Below are 15,801 nucleotides of genomic sequence, written 5' to 3'. Positions count from 1 at the left end.
AAGGGGTGGAATGATGAAAAATACGTGGCGTGAGTTAAGAGAGATGGACCGTAACGTATGGATACGGTTTATTGGTGAGACGTTAAATGGAATTGCAATGATGATGTTGATGCCTTTTTTTGCATTATATTTAAAAGATAAGGTAGATTCATTATTGCAGGTTGGAGTTATTATGGCGCTTTCTCCAATTGCTGCAAGCTTTGGATCAATTATAGGGGGAAGAATTGCTGATATATATGGAAGAAAGCCAATTATGATATTTTCGATGACGAGTAATGCGGTATTAATGCTCGGTTTTTTATTTATAGAAGGATTTATTCCTTACGCAATTTTATCTGTTTTTTTAGGATTAAGTAATTCGCTATTTCATCCAGCTGCATCAGCGATGGTTGCGGATGTAACAATTCCAAAAAAAAGAACAGAAGCATATGGATTATTGCGAATGGGGCACAATATAGGTGCTGCAATTGGCCCGATAATGGGCGCTTCAGTAGTTATGTTTTCAAAGAATCTTGTGTTTATTATTGCCTCGTCTACGATGTTATTTTATGCATTACTTGTATTCATTCTTATCCAAGAGACAATGCCAAAGAACGCGAATAAAGAGGAGAATAAAGAAAAGGAATCAGGGGTGGTTTGGAAAATAGTAATGAGAGATAAGGCACTAATGATTTATTTATTAGCAGGTATCATTATTTCGATGGGGTTTTCTCAAACAGAAGGCATGTTGCCACTGCACTTTGATAACGAAATGAAGGGTATCTTTGGTACTAACAATCCATACCCATATTTAATGGCTTTAAATGGACTATTAGTTGTGTTGTTCCAGTTTCCAATTTCAAAATGGGCCACAGATAAACCTGTCGGGAAGACGATGTTATATGGTGCATGTTTGTTCGGGATTGGTTTGTTCTTTATAGGGTGGTTACCGAAGTGGTTTGGAGAATTTAATGCAAATGCTACGATTATTTTAATAACGTTGCTGTTTGTTTATGCCATATATACATTAGGTGAGATGATTATGTCGCCTGTACAGATGACGTTTGTAGCGAATTTGGCTCCTGAGCATTTGAGAGGGACTTATATGGGAGCTGCGAGTTTGCAGTGGATTACAGGAGGTGCACTCGGTCCGCTTTTGGGAGGTTTTTTATTAGATCGATTACTTGGCCACTTGCTATTTACAATTTTAGCGATAGGATGTGTAGTTGCAGGTATTGTATATGTTTCTTTAGATCGTCTCGTTGAACAAAGGCAAAAAGGCACACTGACTAAACAATCTTCTTAATGAGTAGATGACATACACAAAAAGGGGATTTCTACATATTCTAGGTACATAACTAGATTGAGCTGTAATTTTATATATGTATGAAGAAATTTAAGTGAAAAAAGTATAGAAAACCAATAAGTGATGTCATTTATTTATTTGTGGAAGTTACATTTTATTTCAAATAGGAACTACCTATTTTTATAAAAAGTGCTAAAATAGAAAAATGAAAACAATTGGTTAGGGTGATTTCAGTGACAAAAATTAAATTAGGTTTATTATATGGTGGAAAATCAGCTGAGCATCAAGTTTCGCTACAAACGGCTCTTGCTGCTATTAAAGCATTAAATCAAGATAAATTCGAGATTCATCCGATTTATATTACAGAACAAGGTCAATGGGTGCGCGGTGAGCGTATTGAAGGTGAAGTAACAGATGTTGAAGTTCTAAAAATGAGCGGTGCAGAAAATGCGATTTCTCCGTTATCATTAAGCACAGAAATTATTCCATCTGCAGCTTCTGAGGAAAATGCTATCGATGTTATTTTCCCATTATTACATGGACCAAATGGTGAAGATGGAACAGTTCAAGGATTATTAGAATTAATGAACATTCCTTATGTAGGAAATGGTGTTCTAGCATCTGCTGCTGGTATGGATAAAATTGTTATGAAAAACATTTTTGCAGAAGCTGGATTAAAACAAGCAAAATATGCATCATTCATTCGTAGCACATGGGAAAAAGATTGTGAAACAGCATATGAAAAAGTAGAAGAAGTTTTAGGATATCCTTGCTTCGTAAAACCAGCAAACCTTGGTTCAAGTGTTGGTATTAATAAGTGTAAAAATCGTGAAGAGCTTGAGAATGCATTTGAAGAGGCGTTCCAATTTGACCGCAAAATTATTGTAGAAGAAAATATTGTTGGACGTGAAGTAGAAGTTGGTGTACTAGGTAATGATGAGCCGAAATGTTCAGTTGTAGGTGAAATCGTACCGAAAAAAGACTTCTATGATTATAAGTCGAAATACATCGATGGTGATACAGCGTTAATTATTCCAGCTGAAATGACAGAAGAAGAGTCTAACGTTATTAAGCGAGATGCGATTATTGCATTCCAATCATTAGATGGTGCTGGCTTAACAAGAGCTGATTTCTTCTTAACGAAAGATGGAGAAGTATATATTAACGAAGTGAATACGATGCCAGGATTTACGCCGTTTAGTATGTTCCCTCTATTATGGCAACATACTGGATTACCGTATCCGAAATTAATTGAAGAGCTAATCAATTTAGCAATTGCGCGTCACGAGGAAAAACAAAAAATTAAATATACAATCTAACAAAAAAGGAGGAAGCACTATTCGTAGGAATAGTGCTTCCTCTATGTAAGGAGTGTTTTCATGATAAATCGAACGTTAAAACAAGTAGAACAGATGGTAAATGGTACGGGATTAGCAGAGCAATATGAGGGAATTACTATACAAGGAGTGTCTATTGATACGAGAAAAATTGAAAAGGGAAACTTATATGTTCCAATTCAAGGTGAACGTTTCGATGGACATGCTTTTGTGGACAAAGCTGTTGAAAATGGAGCTGTGGCGACATTATGGATGAAAGATGTAGCAAATCCACCTGAGAATCTTCCAGTTATTTTTGTAGAAGACACGCTATCGGCATTACAAATATTAGCAAAAAATTATCGCGATCAATTGGATGTTAAGGTTATTGGTGTGACAGGTAGTAACGGTAAAACATCTACAAAAGATATTGTAACAAGTCTTCTTGCGACTAAATTCAAAGTTCAAAAAACAGAAGGAAACTTCAATAACCATATTGGGTTACCTCTTACCATTTTAAACTTAGAAGAAAATACAGAAGTGGCTGTATTAGAAATGGGTATGTCGAGCCGAGGGGAAATTGAATTCTTATCTAAGTTAGCACGTCCAAATGCAGCTATCATTACGAACATTGGTGAGGCACATTTAATGGACTTAGGCTCTCGTGAGGCGATTGCTGAAGCGAAATTGGAAATTGTGACAGGATTACAAGAAGGTGGAGTATTCGTATATAACGGAGATGAGCCATTATTAACAAATCGTGTTCCTGAAATGAATTTAATGGCTGAAACAGTTACGTTTGGTGACGCTAGAGCAAATGATTACTATCCAACGACTGTAACATTACAGGCAACTGGGACGCACTTTAAAATGAATAGAGAAGAAAATATTTCATTCTATCTACCGGTATTAGGAAAACATAATGTGTACAATACGCTTGCTTCAATGGCAATTGCGAAACATTTCGGTGTAACGTGGGAAGAGATGAAAGAAGGTTTAGTTACACTTCAAATGACAGGCATGCGTATGGAGATTGTAAAAACAAATAGTGGTTTAACAATTATCAATGATGCTTATAATGCAAGTCCAACGGCTATGGAAGCAGCATTCCACTTAATGAATGGTTTAGATGGATTTGCTAAAAAGATTGTTGTACTCGGTGATATGTTAGAGCTTGGAAATCAAGAAGTACAGTTTCATTATGAAGTAGGTAAATTAATCGATCCAGCAAAAATCTCATATGTGTTCACATATGGTAAATTAGGGGCTCAAATTGCTGAAGGAGCGAAAATTAATTTCCCTAATGAACGTGTAAAGGCGTATGATAATAAAGAAGAGTTAGTAAAAGAGTTGCAAGCAGTAGTTGATGCGAAAGATGTTGTATTAATAAAAGCATCTCGTGGCATGAAATTGGAAGAAGTAATTACGATGTTGAAATAATTGGTGTATATAAATAGGGATGATAGCTGCGAAAATAGAAGAAACTTATAATAAGCGCTTACAGTAAATATAAAAAAATAAAAGTGAAGAAAAAAACTCTGAATATGAAAATAAGGTAACAGTTGGGTTTGCTTTTTACACATACAAAACTTATAATTGATAAAGTGTAATAACGTTTAGAAGTATTTTCGCGAAGAATATACGCCCGTTTATATACGTGAGCATTCAGGAAAAGGGCTTTTCCGCAAATTCGGAAAACGCCTTTTTTTAAATGATAAGTATAGGATAGAAAAGGAGAAGTAACATTGACAACATTTCGAGAATTAGGATTAAGTGAGTCTTTACTGCAATCTGTTGAAAGCATGGGCTTTGAAGAGGCTACGCCGATTCAAGCTGAAACAATTCCACATGCATTGCAAGGTAAAGATATTATTGGGCAAGCACAAACAGGTACAGGGAAAACAGCAGCATTCGGATTACCACTATTAGATAAAGTGGATACAAATAAAGAAGCAGTTCAAGGTATTGTTATCGCGCCAACGCGTGAATTAGCAATTCAAGTTGGAGAAGAGCTATACAAAATTGGTAAACATAAACGCGTTCGTATTTTACCAATCTATGGTGGTCAAGATATTAACCGCCAAATTCGTGCTCTAAAAAAACACCCACACATTATTGTTGGTACGCCGGGTCGTATTTTAGATCATATTAACCGTAAAACACTTCGCTTACAAAACGTAGAGACTGTTGTTCTTGACGAAGCGGATGAAATGTTAAACATGGGCTTCATTGAAGATATTGAAGCGATTTTAACAGATGTGCCAGAAACACATCAAACATTATTATTCTCAGCGACAATGCCAGATCCAATCCGTCGTATTGCTGAGCGTTTCATGACTGAGCCTCAACACATTAAAGTAAAAGCAAAAGAAGTAACAATGCCAAACATTCAGCAGTTCTATTTAGAAGTGCAAGAAAAGAAAAAGTTTGACGTGTTAACACGCTTACTAGATATTCAATCTCCAGAGCTTGCAATCGTATTCGGTCGTACAAAGCGTCGTGTTGATGAATTATCAGAAGCGTTAAACTTACGTGGTTATGCAGCAGAAGGTATTCACGGTGACTTAACACAAGCGAAGCGTATGTCTGTATTACGTAAATTTAAAGAAGGTGCTATTGAAGTTCTTGTTGCAACAGACGTTGCTGCACGTGGTCTTGATATTTCAGGCGTAACACACGTATATAACTTCGATATCCCACAAGATCCAGAATCATACGTTCACCGTATCGGTCGTACTGGCCGTGCTGGTAAAAAAGGTATTGCAATGCTATTTGTAACACCACGTGAATCAGGACAATTAAAAAATATCGAGCGCACAACAAAACGTAAAGTTGATCGTATGGAAGCACCGACACTTGACGAGGCATTAGAAGGTCAACAACGTTTAATCGCTGAAAAACTTCAAAGCACAATTCAAAATGAGAATTTATCATACTACAAGCGTATTGCAGAAGAAATGTTAGAAGAGAACGACTCTGTAACAGTAGTAGCTGCTGCTTTAAAAATGATGACAAAAGAACCAGATACAACTCCAATCGCTTTAACATCAGAACCACCAGTTGTTTCAAGAGGTGGCGGTTCTAAAAAACGCGGCGGTAACGGAGGCGGATACCGTGATGGTAACCGTAATCGTAGTCGTGACGGACGCGGCGGTGGCGATGGTCGTAACCGTGATCGCAATCGTGATGGACGCGGTGGTGGCGATGGCCGTAACCGTGATCGTAATCGTGATGGCGGTAGCCGTGGTCGTAAAGGTGAAGGTCAAGGGCGTCCTGGATCTTCAAATGGACGTGGCGAAAGAAAACATCATAGCCGTCCACAAGCTTAATACAAAAGAGAATGCCCTTTGCCGGCATTCTCTTTTTTTATTTCTGTAATTGTACATACTACATAATAACTTGTGTAGAAAAGAGGTGCTACATGCTTGTAAGACTTGGGTATGTTGCGATGAGTGTACATGTAAAGAACGCATCTCCATCTCAAACGATGACATATGCGCAGTTTCAACGAATTGATGACCGAGAGGCTGCAATTCGTAAACTCGAAAGAATTGCTAATTCGAATTTAGAAAATTGCTTACGGTTATTAAAGCATAATAAAGGGCATGATATATCTTTCTTTCGGCTTAGTTCCAAGCTTGTTCCTTTAGCGAATCATGAGGAGTTGTTAGAGTGGAACTATATTCGCCCCTTAAAAGAAAATTTAAAGCTGCTAGGTGGTTACGCTATTCGAATGAATATGCGTATTGATTTCCATCCAGATCATTTTGTTGTGCTGAATTCACCTGAAGAGAAAATTTTTAAGCAATCTGTAAAAACATTGCAGATGCATAAAAAATTATTAAAAGGTATGGGAATTGAACATAAGCAACGATGCGTATTACATGTGGGTGGAGGTTATAACGATAAGGAGCTCGCATTAGAACGCTTTATAGAAAATTGGTCAAGTGTTCCAAGAGGTATCCAAGAGATGGTCATATTAGAAAATGATGATACGACCTTTTCTTTAGAAGAAACATTGTATTTAGGTGAAAAGTTAGATATTCCAGTCGTGTTTGATTTGCATCACCATATGATGAATCATGATCGAGAAGATTGGCATGAAGATTGGGCGCGTGTTGTACATACGTGGGAGTCGTCTTTGTTACCAGTGAAAATGCACATTTCTAGTCCTAGAGAAGGGAAAGACCCGAGAGCGCATGCGGACTTTATTGACGTAGATAGTTTTTTATCTTTTTTAAAAAAGATAAAGGGAAGTGTTCCGCAAATTGATTGTATGATTGAGGCGAAGAAGAAGGATGAGTCTTTATTTCAATTAATGAGAGATTTAAGTAAACAAACAGAGGTAGAAATTGTCGATGGTGCGAGCTTTTATATTAAATAAGCTCTGCACCATCGAATTTTTTTGCTAATAAAGGAGTGCAAATACCACCAATGATCAATCCTGTCAAATGACTTATAGGGTTAGCGGAGGGATTGAAGAAAGTGAATAGTAGTAATATACATATCATGATTGAAAAAATAGCAATGTCTCTTGGATTGGAAGAACGATATCGACTATACAATAGAAATAATTGTGCTCCTAGCAATCCAAAAATACCACCAGATGCCCCGGCATGAATATATTCAAGGGGCATAATAAGATAAGAAGAAATATTTCCAAGAATGCCAGAAAGGAAAAAAATAATGATGAAAGAAAAGTGCCCTAGTTGTTTTTCAATAGAAGAGCCGAGTACAAATAAACAAATACTATTAGAAAGGAAATGTTGTAAGTCTACATGTACAAGTAAGGAAGTTATGAGACGCCACCATTCTCCTTTAGCGATATATTCATTGTAGGATGACATGGGAAAGAGAAAAAAGTCGCCTAACATAATCATGACTAATTGTATGAGAAGTAAAGCGATGACGATTGGTTGTAAGGGAATGCGGGCAGAAGGTATTAGCATGTTGTTAGTATCACTCCTTTTGCATCAGAAAGATTCTCTGTTATTCTTACAATATGAAAAAAGAAAGCTAAATAGAAGAAGGGGATTTTGAAATGATTGTAGGGATTGGAATCGATATTATTGAATTGAATCGAATTGAAAAAATGCTAGATGGAAAACTTAAATTTATGGAGCGTATTTTAACTGAAAGTGAACGTAATGTTGCTAAGGAACTGAAGGGAAGTCGTCTTACAGAGTTTGTAGCTGGAAGATTTGCAGCGAAAGAGGCGTATTCAAAAGCGGTAGGGACTGGTATTGGGAAAGAAGTAAGTTTTTTAGATATTGAAGTAAGAAATGATGCTAGAGGTAAGCCGATTCTCGTTACAAGTACAGAGCATATTGTTCATTTATCAATTAGTCATAGTAGGGAATTTGCTGTTGCTCAAGTTGTTTTAGAAAGCTCGTCACGCTAGTCTGCATATTTTATATCTTTGTCTCATATATTTGATGTAGCGATAAGGAAGGCACATCTTCCATTCATTTATAGGGGCAAAGGGGCTGAAGTGATGAAAAGGCGTCTGTTTTTAGTTCTTGTCGGTTTATTAACCGTTTTTGTGTTGGCGGGTTGTATGGAAAAGAAACAAGATGATGTTGTGAGAGATTTAGAGGCGAAAGTAAAAGGGATGAAAAGTTATCAAGCTGAAGCAAAACTATCTATTAAAACAGGGAATGAGCCTCAGGAGTATAAGGTAGAAATATGGCATAAGGAACCTTCTTTTTATCGTGTGAATTTGCAGAATGCGAAGAAAGATCAAAGCCAAATTATTTTAAGGAATGAAGAAGGGGTATTTGTATTAACGCCAGCGCTTAATAAGAGTTTCCGTTTCCAAAGTGATTGGCCGCAAAATAGTAGCCAGGCTTATTTATATGAATCCCTTGTGAGAGATATTTTGCAGGATAAGAAAAACCTTACTTTTGAAAAAACAGATAAGTATTATATTTTTAAAACGAAAACAAACTATCAACATCAAAACATGTTACCGAAACAAGAGATTACATTGAAGAAAAGTGACTTAACACCAGTTTCGGTGAAGTTAATGGATAATGATCAAAATGTTCTTGTGAAAGTAGATTTCTCAAAAGTGAAATTTGATGCGAAATTTGATAAAGGTGCATTTGATACGAAACAAAATATGTCTAGAGCGCAAGTAGATGTTCCAACAACAGCGAAAGAAGACAAACCATTTGCAATTTTGTATCCGCGTGATACGCCGCAAGGTATGGTTTTGAAAGATGAAAAAGAGTTGAAGACAGACAGTGGCAAGCGTGCGATACTCACATACACTGGAAGTAAGAAATCCTTTACTTTGATACAAGAAAAGGCAAAAGTTGCAGAGGCTTCGTCAGCGATAAGTGTGAGCGGAGAATTGGTTGATCTTGGCTTTACAATTGGGGCATTGACGAAAGATTCTTTAACGTGGTCGCATAACGGAGTAGAATATATGCTCGTGTCTAAAGGTTTAGAGCCGAAGGAGCTATTAATGGTTGCTCGTTCAGTTACAGAGAAGCAAGTGAAGTAAACTTCTTAGACGTGGTGATATATGTGCACCACGTCTTTTCTTAGTTTGAAGGGTGGATTTCATAAAAGAAGCATATAAAAGAATAAGCTTCGCATATCGTGTATAAGGAAGTGTATTTATGGAAGAAGCACCATTTTACCGTGACACTTGGGTGGAAGTGGATTTAGATGCGATCTATAACAATATTACACATATTAAAAATTTCATTCCAAGTGATGTAGAGATTTTTGCTGTAGTTAAAGCGAATGCATATGGACACGATTATGTACCGGTAGCTAAAACGGCATTAGAAGCAGGGGCGACAAGGTTAGCGGTTGCCTTTTTAGATGAAGCTTTAGTGCTTCGAAGGGCTGGTATTACTGTGCCGATTTTAGTGTTAGGTCCTTCCCCACCTCGTGATGTCAATGTAGCTGCTGAAAATGATGTAGCGTTAACTGTTTTTCAAAAAGAATGGGTGGATGAAGCGATCAAACTTTGGGATGGTTCATCTACAATGAAATACCATATTAATTTCGATAGTGGCATGGGGAGAATTGGAATACGCGAACGCAAAGAATTAAAAGGATTTTTAAAGAGTTTAGAAGGTGCACCATTTTTAGAATTAGAAGGAGTTTATACGCATTTTGCAACAGCGGATGAGGTGGAGACTTCTTACTTTGATAAGCAATATAACACATTTTTGCAGCAGTTAAGTTGGTTGAAAGAATTCGGAGTAGATCCTAAGTTTGTCCATACAGCTAATAGTGCTGCAACGCTACGTTTTCAAGGGATTACATTTAATGCAGTACGAATTGGCATTGCGATGTATGGGTTATCCCCATCTGTAGAAATACGCCCTTTTTTACCGTTTAAATTAGAGCCAGCGCTATCATTGCATACGAAAGTTGCTCATATTAAACAGGTGATTAAAGGGGATGGAATTAGTTATAACGTCACTTATCGAACGAAAACGGAAGAATGGATTGCAACCGTTGCAATTGGATATGCGGATGGATGGCTTAGAAGGTTACAAGGATTTGAAGTGCTTATAAATGGTAAAAGGGTACCGATTGTAGGTCGAGTAACAATGGATCAATTCATGATACATCTTCCTTGTGAAGTGCCGCTTGGTACGAAAGTTACACTCATTGGAAGACAAGGTGATGAGTATATTAGTGCTGCTGAGGTTGCTGAATACTCCGGGACCATTAATTATGAGGTTATTGCAACGATAAGTTTCCGTGTGCCGAGAATATTTATACGGCACGGTAAGGTTGTAGAGGTAATTAATTATTTGAATAATATATAGAAGGTAGTATGTTTTGCTTCTTGTCATTTGAGAGGACTGTTCATTGGTTAAGAATAAGCTCGTTTTTGATGAGAAGCTTTGTACTTATAGTTACTTTTAACATAATTTAACGTGAATTTTGCGGAGAAACTCTTTCGCTTCTTGTTTGTAATGAGATAAAAAATAAAAGAATATGAATGTTTTGTTTGTGAATTGGAAAACATAAGCAAGGAATAAGGAAGTCTTTGCAACAGGCTCCATACAATGGTATTATTACAATAGGTGTCATATATATATTTGGGTGTGTAGTTGACGGTGGAGGTGTATTTTTGTGTCCGAATCAAGTGTAACTACTGAAATCGTGGTTCGGTTGCCAAAGCAAATGGTAACGGAATTGGACGGAATTGGAAAACAAGAGAATAAGAATCGCCATGAACTAATTTGCCAGGCAACACAACTGTTATTGCGTCAACATAAGACGAAGAAACGCTACCAACATGAATCAATGCGACGTGGGTACATTGAAATGGGAAAAATTAATCTTGGTATTGCATCTGAAGCTTTCTTAGCAGAGTATGAAGCAGCTCATACAGTAGAACGCTTAGTTAGCGGGGGGTAATATTTTGATTGTAAAACGCGGCGACGTGTATTTTGCAGACCTTTCCCCAGTTGTTGGTTCTGAGCAAGGAGGCGTTCGTCCGGTTCTTGTCATTCAAAATGACATCGGAAATCGTTTTAGTCCAACGGTGATTGTAGCGGCTATTACTGCACAGATTCAAAAAGCTAAATTACCCACTCATGTGGAAATTGATGCGAAAAAGTACGGTTTTGAGAGAGATTCTGTTATTTTACTTGAGCAGATTCGAACAATCGATAAGCAGCGCTTAACGGACAAAATCACTCACTTAGATGAAGTGATGATGATTCGTGTAGATGAAGCGCTACAAATTAGTTTAGGACTAATAGATTTTTAAATCGGCAGTTTAAGTTGCTCTCTTTACAGGGCAACTTTTTTTTATTATAGAGGAGGTTACGGTTGTATATGGAAATGGTAGATAATCGACAAGCGTTAATGAAAATGTTAGTGAAAGAATTAGGCTTTACCGAAAAGCAAGTTCGTCATGTTATTCAATTAACAGAAGAAGGTAACACAGTTCCATTTATTGCTCGTTACCGAAAAGAATGGACAGGCTCTTTAGATGAAGTGCAAATTCGTGCAATTTTAGAGAGATGGCAATATATGATGCAGCTTGAAGATAGGAAAGAAGAGGTTCTTCGTCTTATTGATGAGAAGGGGAAACTGACAGAAGAGTTACGTCAGCAAATTGTTAAAGCTGTAAAGTTGCAAGAAGTAGAAGATTTATATCGTCCATATAAAGAGAAAAGAAGAACGAAAGCAACGATTGCGAAAGAAAAAGGACTAGAGCCGTTAGCTGAATGGTTATTATTATATAAGAAAGAAGATCCAAATCAGAAGGCAGTGGAGTTTATTAACGCAGAGAAAGAAGTACAGTCTGCAGAAGAGGCATTGCAAGGTGCCCAAGACATTATTGCAGAAATCGTTTCAGATGAAGCGGCGTATCGTAGTTGGATTCGAAATGTTACTTTTAGAAAAGGTGTTATGTCTTCGTCCGTAAAAGATGAAGAGAAAGATGAAAAGAATATATATGAAATGTATTACAGTTATGAAGAACCGTTGCAGAAGGTAGTACCGCATCGTGTATTAGCGATGAATCGTGGTGAGAAAGAAGATATATTGAGAGTTTCTGTTGTTCCACCAGTAGATGAGATAGTAACTTTCTTATATAAGAAAGTAATTCGTGATAACGATTCTAAAAGTGCACATTATGTAAAGTTGGCGATTGAGGATGGTTATAAACGATTAATTCAATCCTCTATTGAAAGAGAGCTTCGAAAAGAATTAACAGAAACAGCTGAGGAACAAGCGATACATATTTTCTCTGAGAACTTACGTAATTTGTTATTACAACCTCCAATGAAAGGGAAGGTTGTGTTGGCTGTAGACCCTGCATATAGAACGGGTTGTAAATTAGCTATTGTAGACGATACGGGGAAAGTTCTATATATTGATGTTATTTATCCGCATCCACCAGTGCGTAAATATGAAGATGCAAAAACGAAAGTTCTTTCTATTATAGATAAATATCAAGTTGAAATGATTGCGATTGGGAATGGTACAGCTTCTAGAGAATCAGAAGAATTTATAGTTGATGTATTACAAAATGTGAAACAAGAAGTCTTCTATATTATTGTGAACGAGGCTGGTGCGAGTGTGTATTCGGCTTCTGATTTAGCACGTGAGGAATTCCCGGATTTACAGGTTGAAGAAAGAAGTGCGGTTTCTATCGGCAGACGTCTGCAAGATCCACTTGCTGAACTTGTAAAGATTGACCCTAAATCAGTTGGGGTTGGACAATATCAACATGATGTATCGCAAAAGAGGTTGAATGAATCGTTAACGTTTGTAGTAGAGACGGCAGTTAACCAAGTCGGTGTGAATGTAAATACAGCTTCAGTTGCTTTATTACAATATGTTTCGGGTTTATCGAAAACTGTTGCGAAAAATATTGTGGCAAAGCGTGAAGAAGAAGGGAAATTTACAAAACGAACAGACTTAAAGAAAATACCGCGTCTAGGTGCGAAGACATATGAACAATGTATAGGTTTCTTACGTATATTAGAAGGGGCAAATCCGTTAGATCGAACGGGTATTCATCCAGAGCAATATAAAAATGTTGAATTGTTATTGAAGAGCTTAGGGTTATCAAAAGATGATGTAGGGCAGCCGCAGTTGCAAAAGAGCTTAGAAGAAGTGGAGATTTCTAAGTTATCGGAAGAAACGGGAGTTGGAGAACCGACGTTAGTTGATATTATAGATGCACTCATTAGTCCAGAGCGAGACATGAGGGATGAGTTGCCTAAACCGCTTCTGAAAAAAGGGATTTTGAAATTAGAAGATTTAAAGCGTGGTATGGAACTGGAAGGAACAGTTCGTAACGTTGTTGATTTTGGTGCTTTTGTTGATGTGGGTGTAAAACAAGATGGTTTAGTACATATTTCTAAACTAAGCAAACAGTATGTGAAGCATCCGTTAGATATTGTATCTGTCGGACAAATCGTCAAAGTATGGGTAGATGATATTGATACGAAAAAAGGTCGCGTTGCACTATCTATGTTGCCGATGGAATAGTAAGAGAAGAGAGCAGATGAAACTGCTCTTTTTTTTATGGGATAAAATGTGTAGTGGATTATGAGCTTTGATGTATTTTGCTATAATAAAACCAGCATTCATTTAGTAATTTAATTTGATACCGGTTTTTTTCGAAATATGCGCGTTGCATTTGTTTTTTTAGCCACGTAGGCATAGGAATCCCTCCTTGTTTAATCCTACTCTCAAAAATCTAAGGTACTATTGATGAGAGGTTGGTGAGTGGATTTCTATTTATGCTATGTTTTTAGAAACCACGCTTCTTGAATGAGGATGGGTATATGTACTATTTAATATATGTATAAGGGAGGAGAAAAGTGTAAAAATATTTTTTAGTTTAGGAGGAATGAGAGTGGATGAGCAAGAAATACAGCGTCTGGTGGAAGAAGTATCACTACAATACTTCGGAATGCCATTTTCACATAAAGCTATGTTTAATAGTAGGTTGCGTACAACTGGTGGACGTTATCTATTGAATACATACAATATTGAACTGAATTATCGATATTACGAAATGTATGGGAAAGAAGAGTTAGTCGGAATCATTAAACATGAGCTTTGTCATTATCACTTACATATTACAGGAAGGGGCTATAAGCACCGGGATAGAGATTTTCGTGAATTGTTAAAAGAAGTTGGTGCGCCACGCTTCTGTAAACGAATAATTAATGAAGAGAAGGGAAAAAAGGTTTATACGTATGAATGTATGGGCTGTTTGCTTCAATATGTAAGAAGACGTCAAATAAATACAAAAAGATATGTCTGCGGAAAGTGTAAAGGGAAACTGAAGCTGATAAAGAAAACATCTTGACAGTGAAAACGCAATCCAGTATATTATAAACATGTCACGTGTGTACAAGATGCTGTGAAAAAACATCTTGACTTACGATGAGAAATTTTATAAGATACAAATTGTCTTTATTATTCCGCAGTAGCTCAGTGGTAGAGCTATCGGCTGTTAACCGATCGGTCGTAGGTTCGAGTCCTACCTGCGGAGCCATACAGAGAAGTACCCAAGTGGCTCAAGGGGCTCCCCTGCTAAGGGAGTAGATCGCTAACGCGGTGCGAGGGTTCGAATCCCTTCTTCTCTGCCATATATACTGGCCCGTTGGTCAAGTGGTTAAGACACCGCCCTTTCACGGCGGTAACACGGGTTCGAATCCCGTACGGGTCACCACTTCGGAGGATTAGCTCAGCTGGGAGAGCACCTGCCTTACAAGCAGGGGGTCGGCGGTTCGATCCCGTCATCCTCCACCATATAAATTATATAAGTAGTATTATCGCGGGGTGGAGCAGCACGGTAGCTCGTCGGGCTCATAACCCGAAGGTCGCAGGTTCAAATCCTGTCCCCGCAACCAAATGGTCCCGTGGTGTAGTGGTTAACATGCCTGCCTGTCACGCAGGAGATCGCCGGTTCGACCCCGGTCGGGACCGCCATTTTAACTTCTGCTATTTGGCAGTTGTTTTTTATTGGACATTATGTTACAATAACTTTTGTCTTTGAAAAGAAGATAAACATTTCGATGGGCTATAGCCAAGCGGTAAGGCAACGGACTTTGACTCCGTCATGCGCTGGTTCGAATCCAGCTAGCCCAGCCATTTACGAGCCATTAGCTCAGTTGGTAGAGCATCTGACTTTTAATCAGAGGGTCGAAGGTTCGAATCCTTCATGGCTCACTTTTGTTTTTTCCGCGCGGTCGTGGCGGAACGGCAGACGCGCTAGGTTGAGGGCCTAGTGGGGGAAACCCCGTGGAGGTTCAAGTCCTCTCGGCCGCATCAAAAATCTTTTTTAAAAAAGTACTTGCATTTGAAAATGTAGTATGATAAGATAATTGAGTCGCCAAAATACAACGACGAAAAAACATCATGAATAAGCGCCCGTAGCTCAATTGGATAGAGCGTTTGACTACGGATCAAGAGGTTAGGGGTTCGACTCCTCTCGGGCGCGCCATAACGGGAAGTGGCTCAGCTTGGTAGAGCACCTGGTTTGGGACCAGGGGGTCGCAGGTTCAAATCCTGTCTTCCCGACCACGCGGGTGTAGTTTAGTGGTAAAACAAGAGCCTTCCAAGCTCTGGTCGAGAGTTCGATTCTCTTCACCCGCTTTTAGTTCTTTGAAAACTGAACGAAACAAACAACGTGAAACGTCAATTTTTATTTTTAGATGCTAGACAAACTAACTTTATTGGAGAGTTTGA

The 15,801-nt window shown here is 38.0% G+C and carries 14 protein-coding genes and 12 tRNA genes; 24 read left to right on the top strand and 2 right to left on the bottom strand.

Translation table 11 applies throughout. The features are described 5' to 3' along the window. Positions 1–13 precede the first annotated feature (13 nt). The 5 genes from MR115_RS24265 to uvsE all read left to right on the top strand — a co-directional run bounded on the left by MR115_RS24265 (position 14) and on the right by uvsE (position 6,985). Positions 14–1,285, top strand: coding sequence for an MDR family MFS transporter (locus tag MR115_RS24265; protein ID WP_242243035.1), 1,272 nt, complete (start codon positions 14–16; stop codon positions 1,283–1,285). A 233-nt stretch (positions 1,286–1,518) separates the two neighbouring features. After that, positions 1,519–2,604 (top strand): D-alanine--D-alanine ligase, encoded by a 1,086-nt coding sequence (locus MR115_RS24260; protein ID WP_242243034.1) that lies wholly within the window; start codon positions 1,519–1,521, stop codon positions 2,602–2,604. 60 nt (positions 2,605–2,664) lie between these two features. Then, complete coding sequence (gene murF, locus MR115_RS24255; RefSeq protein ID WP_242243033.1) at positions 2,665–4,041, top strand: UDP-N-acetylmuramoyl-tripeptide--D-alanyl-D-alanine ligase; 1,377 nt, start codon at positions 2,665–2,667, stop codon at positions 4,039–4,041. A 305-nt stretch (positions 4,042–4,346) separates the two neighbouring features. Beyond that, positions 4,347–5,930, top strand: coding sequence for a degradosome RNA helicase CshA (cshA, locus tag MR115_RS24250; RefSeq protein ID WP_000206603.1), 1,584 nt, complete (start codon positions 4,347–4,349; stop codon positions 5,928–5,930). Positions 5,931–6,022: 92 nt separating this feature from the next. Next, positions 6,023–6,985, top strand: coding sequence for a UV DNA damage repair endonuclease UvsE (gene uvsE, locus MR115_RS24245; RefSeq protein ID WP_242243032.1), 963 nt, complete (start codon positions 6,023–6,025; stop codon positions 6,983–6,985). On the opposite strand, the gene MR115_RS24240 is transcribed toward uvsE, so the two are convergent. Then, the gene (locus MR115_RS24240; RefSeq protein ID WP_063259413.1) at positions 6,978–7,550 is read right to left on the bottom strand and encodes a rhomboid family intramembrane serine protease; all 573 of its coding nucleotides are present in this window, start codon (positions 7,548–7,550) and stop codon (positions 6,978–6,980) included. The two genes, uvsE and MR115_RS24240, sit on opposite strands and share 8 nt — an antisense overlap. A 92-nt stretch (positions 7,551–7,642) precedes the next feature. Here MR115_RS24240 and acpS point away from each other — a divergent pair, with 92 nt between their 5' ends. The 6 genes from acpS to MR115_RS24210 all read left to right on the top strand — a co-directional run bounded on the left by acpS (position 7,643) and on the right by MR115_RS24210 (position 13,587). Beyond that, positions 7,643–8,002: a holo-ACP synthase gene (gene acpS, locus MR115_RS24235; protein ID WP_242243031.1), complete on the top strand. Its 360-nt coding sequence runs from the start codon at positions 7,643–7,645 to the stop codon at positions 8,000–8,002. A 156-nt stretch (positions 8,003–8,158) separates the two neighbouring features. Then, a complete protein-coding gene (locus MR115_RS24230) occupies positions 8,159–9,109 on the top strand; it encodes a LolA family protein (protein WP_033656280.1) in 951 nt (316 codons plus the stop codon). Positions 9,110–9,227: 118 nt separating this feature from the next. After that, positions 9,228–10,397 (top strand): alanine racemase, encoded by a 1,170-nt coding sequence (alr, locus tag MR115_RS24225; protein WP_061680004.1) that lies wholly within the window; start codon positions 9,228–9,230, stop codon positions 10,395–10,397. A 310-nt stretch (positions 10,398–10,707) separates the two neighbouring features. Beyond that, positions 10,708–10,995, top strand: a complete 288-nt coding sequence (locus MR115_RS24220; protein ID WP_000004570.1) for an antitoxin EndoAI — start codon at positions 10,708–10,710, stop codon at positions 10,993–10,995. A gap of 4 nt (positions 10,996–10,999) precedes the next feature. Next, positions 11,000–11,350 carry a type II toxin-antitoxin system endoribonuclease NdoA gene (ndoA, locus tag MR115_RS24215; protein ID WP_000635963.1) on the top strand — a complete coding sequence of 117 codons (351 nt, stop codon included), beginning with the start codon at positions 11,000–11,002 and terminating at the stop codon, positions 11,348–11,350. Between the two features lie 68 nt (positions 11,351–11,418). Beyond that, positions 11,419–13,587, top strand: coding sequence for a Tex family protein (locus tag MR115_RS24210; RefSeq protein WP_242243030.1), 2,169 nt, complete (start codon positions 11,419–11,421; stop codon positions 13,585–13,587). 58 nt (positions 13,588–13,645) lie between these two features. On the opposite strand, the gene cmpA is transcribed toward MR115_RS24210, so the two are convergent. Next, the gene (gene cmpA, locus MR115_RS24205) at positions 13,646–13,762 is read right to left on the bottom strand and encodes a cortex morphogenetic protein CmpA (RefSeq protein ID WP_001143642.1); all 117 of its coding nucleotides are present in this window, start codon (positions 13,760–13,762) and stop codon (positions 13,646–13,648) included. 195 nt (positions 13,763–13,957) lie between these two features. On the opposite strand from cmpA, the gene MR115_RS24200 reads away from it, so the two are divergent. The 13 genes from MR115_RS24200 (at position 13,958) to MR115_RS24140 (ending at position 15,708) form a co-directional block, all read left to right on the top strand. Further along, the gene (locus MR115_RS24200) at positions 13,958–14,416 is read left to right on the top strand and encodes a SprT family protein (RefSeq protein ID WP_242243029.1); all 459 of its coding nucleotides are present in this window, start codon (positions 13,958–13,960) and stop codon (positions 14,414–14,416) included. A gap of 114 nt (positions 14,417–14,530) precedes the next feature. Continuing rightward, positions 14,531–14,605 (top strand) — tRNA-Asn (locus tag MR115_RS24195). 3 nt (positions 14,606–14,608) lie between these two features. Then, positions 14,609–14,699: transfer RNA gene (locus tag MR115_RS24190), tRNA-Ser, on the top strand. 8 nt (positions 14,700–14,707) lie between these two features. After that, positions 14,708–14,782 (top strand) — tRNA-Glu (locus tag MR115_RS24185). Between the two features lie 4 nt (positions 14,783–14,786). After that, positions 14,787–14,862 (top strand) — tRNA-Val (locus tag MR115_RS24180). A gap of 24 nt (positions 14,863–14,886) precedes the next feature. After that, positions 14,887–14,963: transfer RNA gene (locus MR115_RS24175), tRNA-Met, on the top strand. 3 nt (positions 14,964–14,966) lie between these two features. Next, a tRNA-Asp gene (locus MR115_RS24170) sits at positions 14,967–15,042 on the top strand. Between the two features lie 87 nt (positions 15,043–15,129). Beyond that, positions 15,130–15,204, top strand: a tRNA-Gln gene (locus tag MR115_RS24165). 5 nt (positions 15,205–15,209) lie between these two features. Beyond that, positions 15,210–15,282, top strand: a tRNA-Lys gene (locus MR115_RS24160). Positions 15,283–15,298: 16 nt separating this feature from the next. Then, positions 15,299–15,381, top strand: a tRNA-Leu gene (locus tag MR115_RS24155). A 98-nt stretch (positions 15,382–15,479) separates the two neighbouring features. Further along, a tRNA-Arg gene (locus tag MR115_RS24150) sits at positions 15,480–15,556 on the top strand. A 3-nt stretch (positions 15,557–15,559) separates the two neighbouring features. Beyond that, a tRNA-Pro gene (locus tag MR115_RS24145) sits at positions 15,560–15,636 on the top strand. A 1-nt stretch (position 15,637) separates the two neighbouring features. Then, a tRNA-Gly gene (locus tag MR115_RS24140) sits at positions 15,638–15,708 on the top strand. Positions 15,709–15,801 lie beyond the last annotated feature (93 nt).

It is taken from the genome of Bacillus cereus group sp. BfR-BA-01309, from assembly GCF_022664315.1.
GTDB classification, from domain to species: domain Bacteria; phylum Bacillota; class Bacilli; order Bacillales; family Bacillaceae_G; genus Bacillus_A; species Bacillus_A mobilis.
The sequence above is the reverse complement of the archived record's forward strand: the minus strand, read 5'-3'. Positions and strand labels throughout refer to the sequence as shown.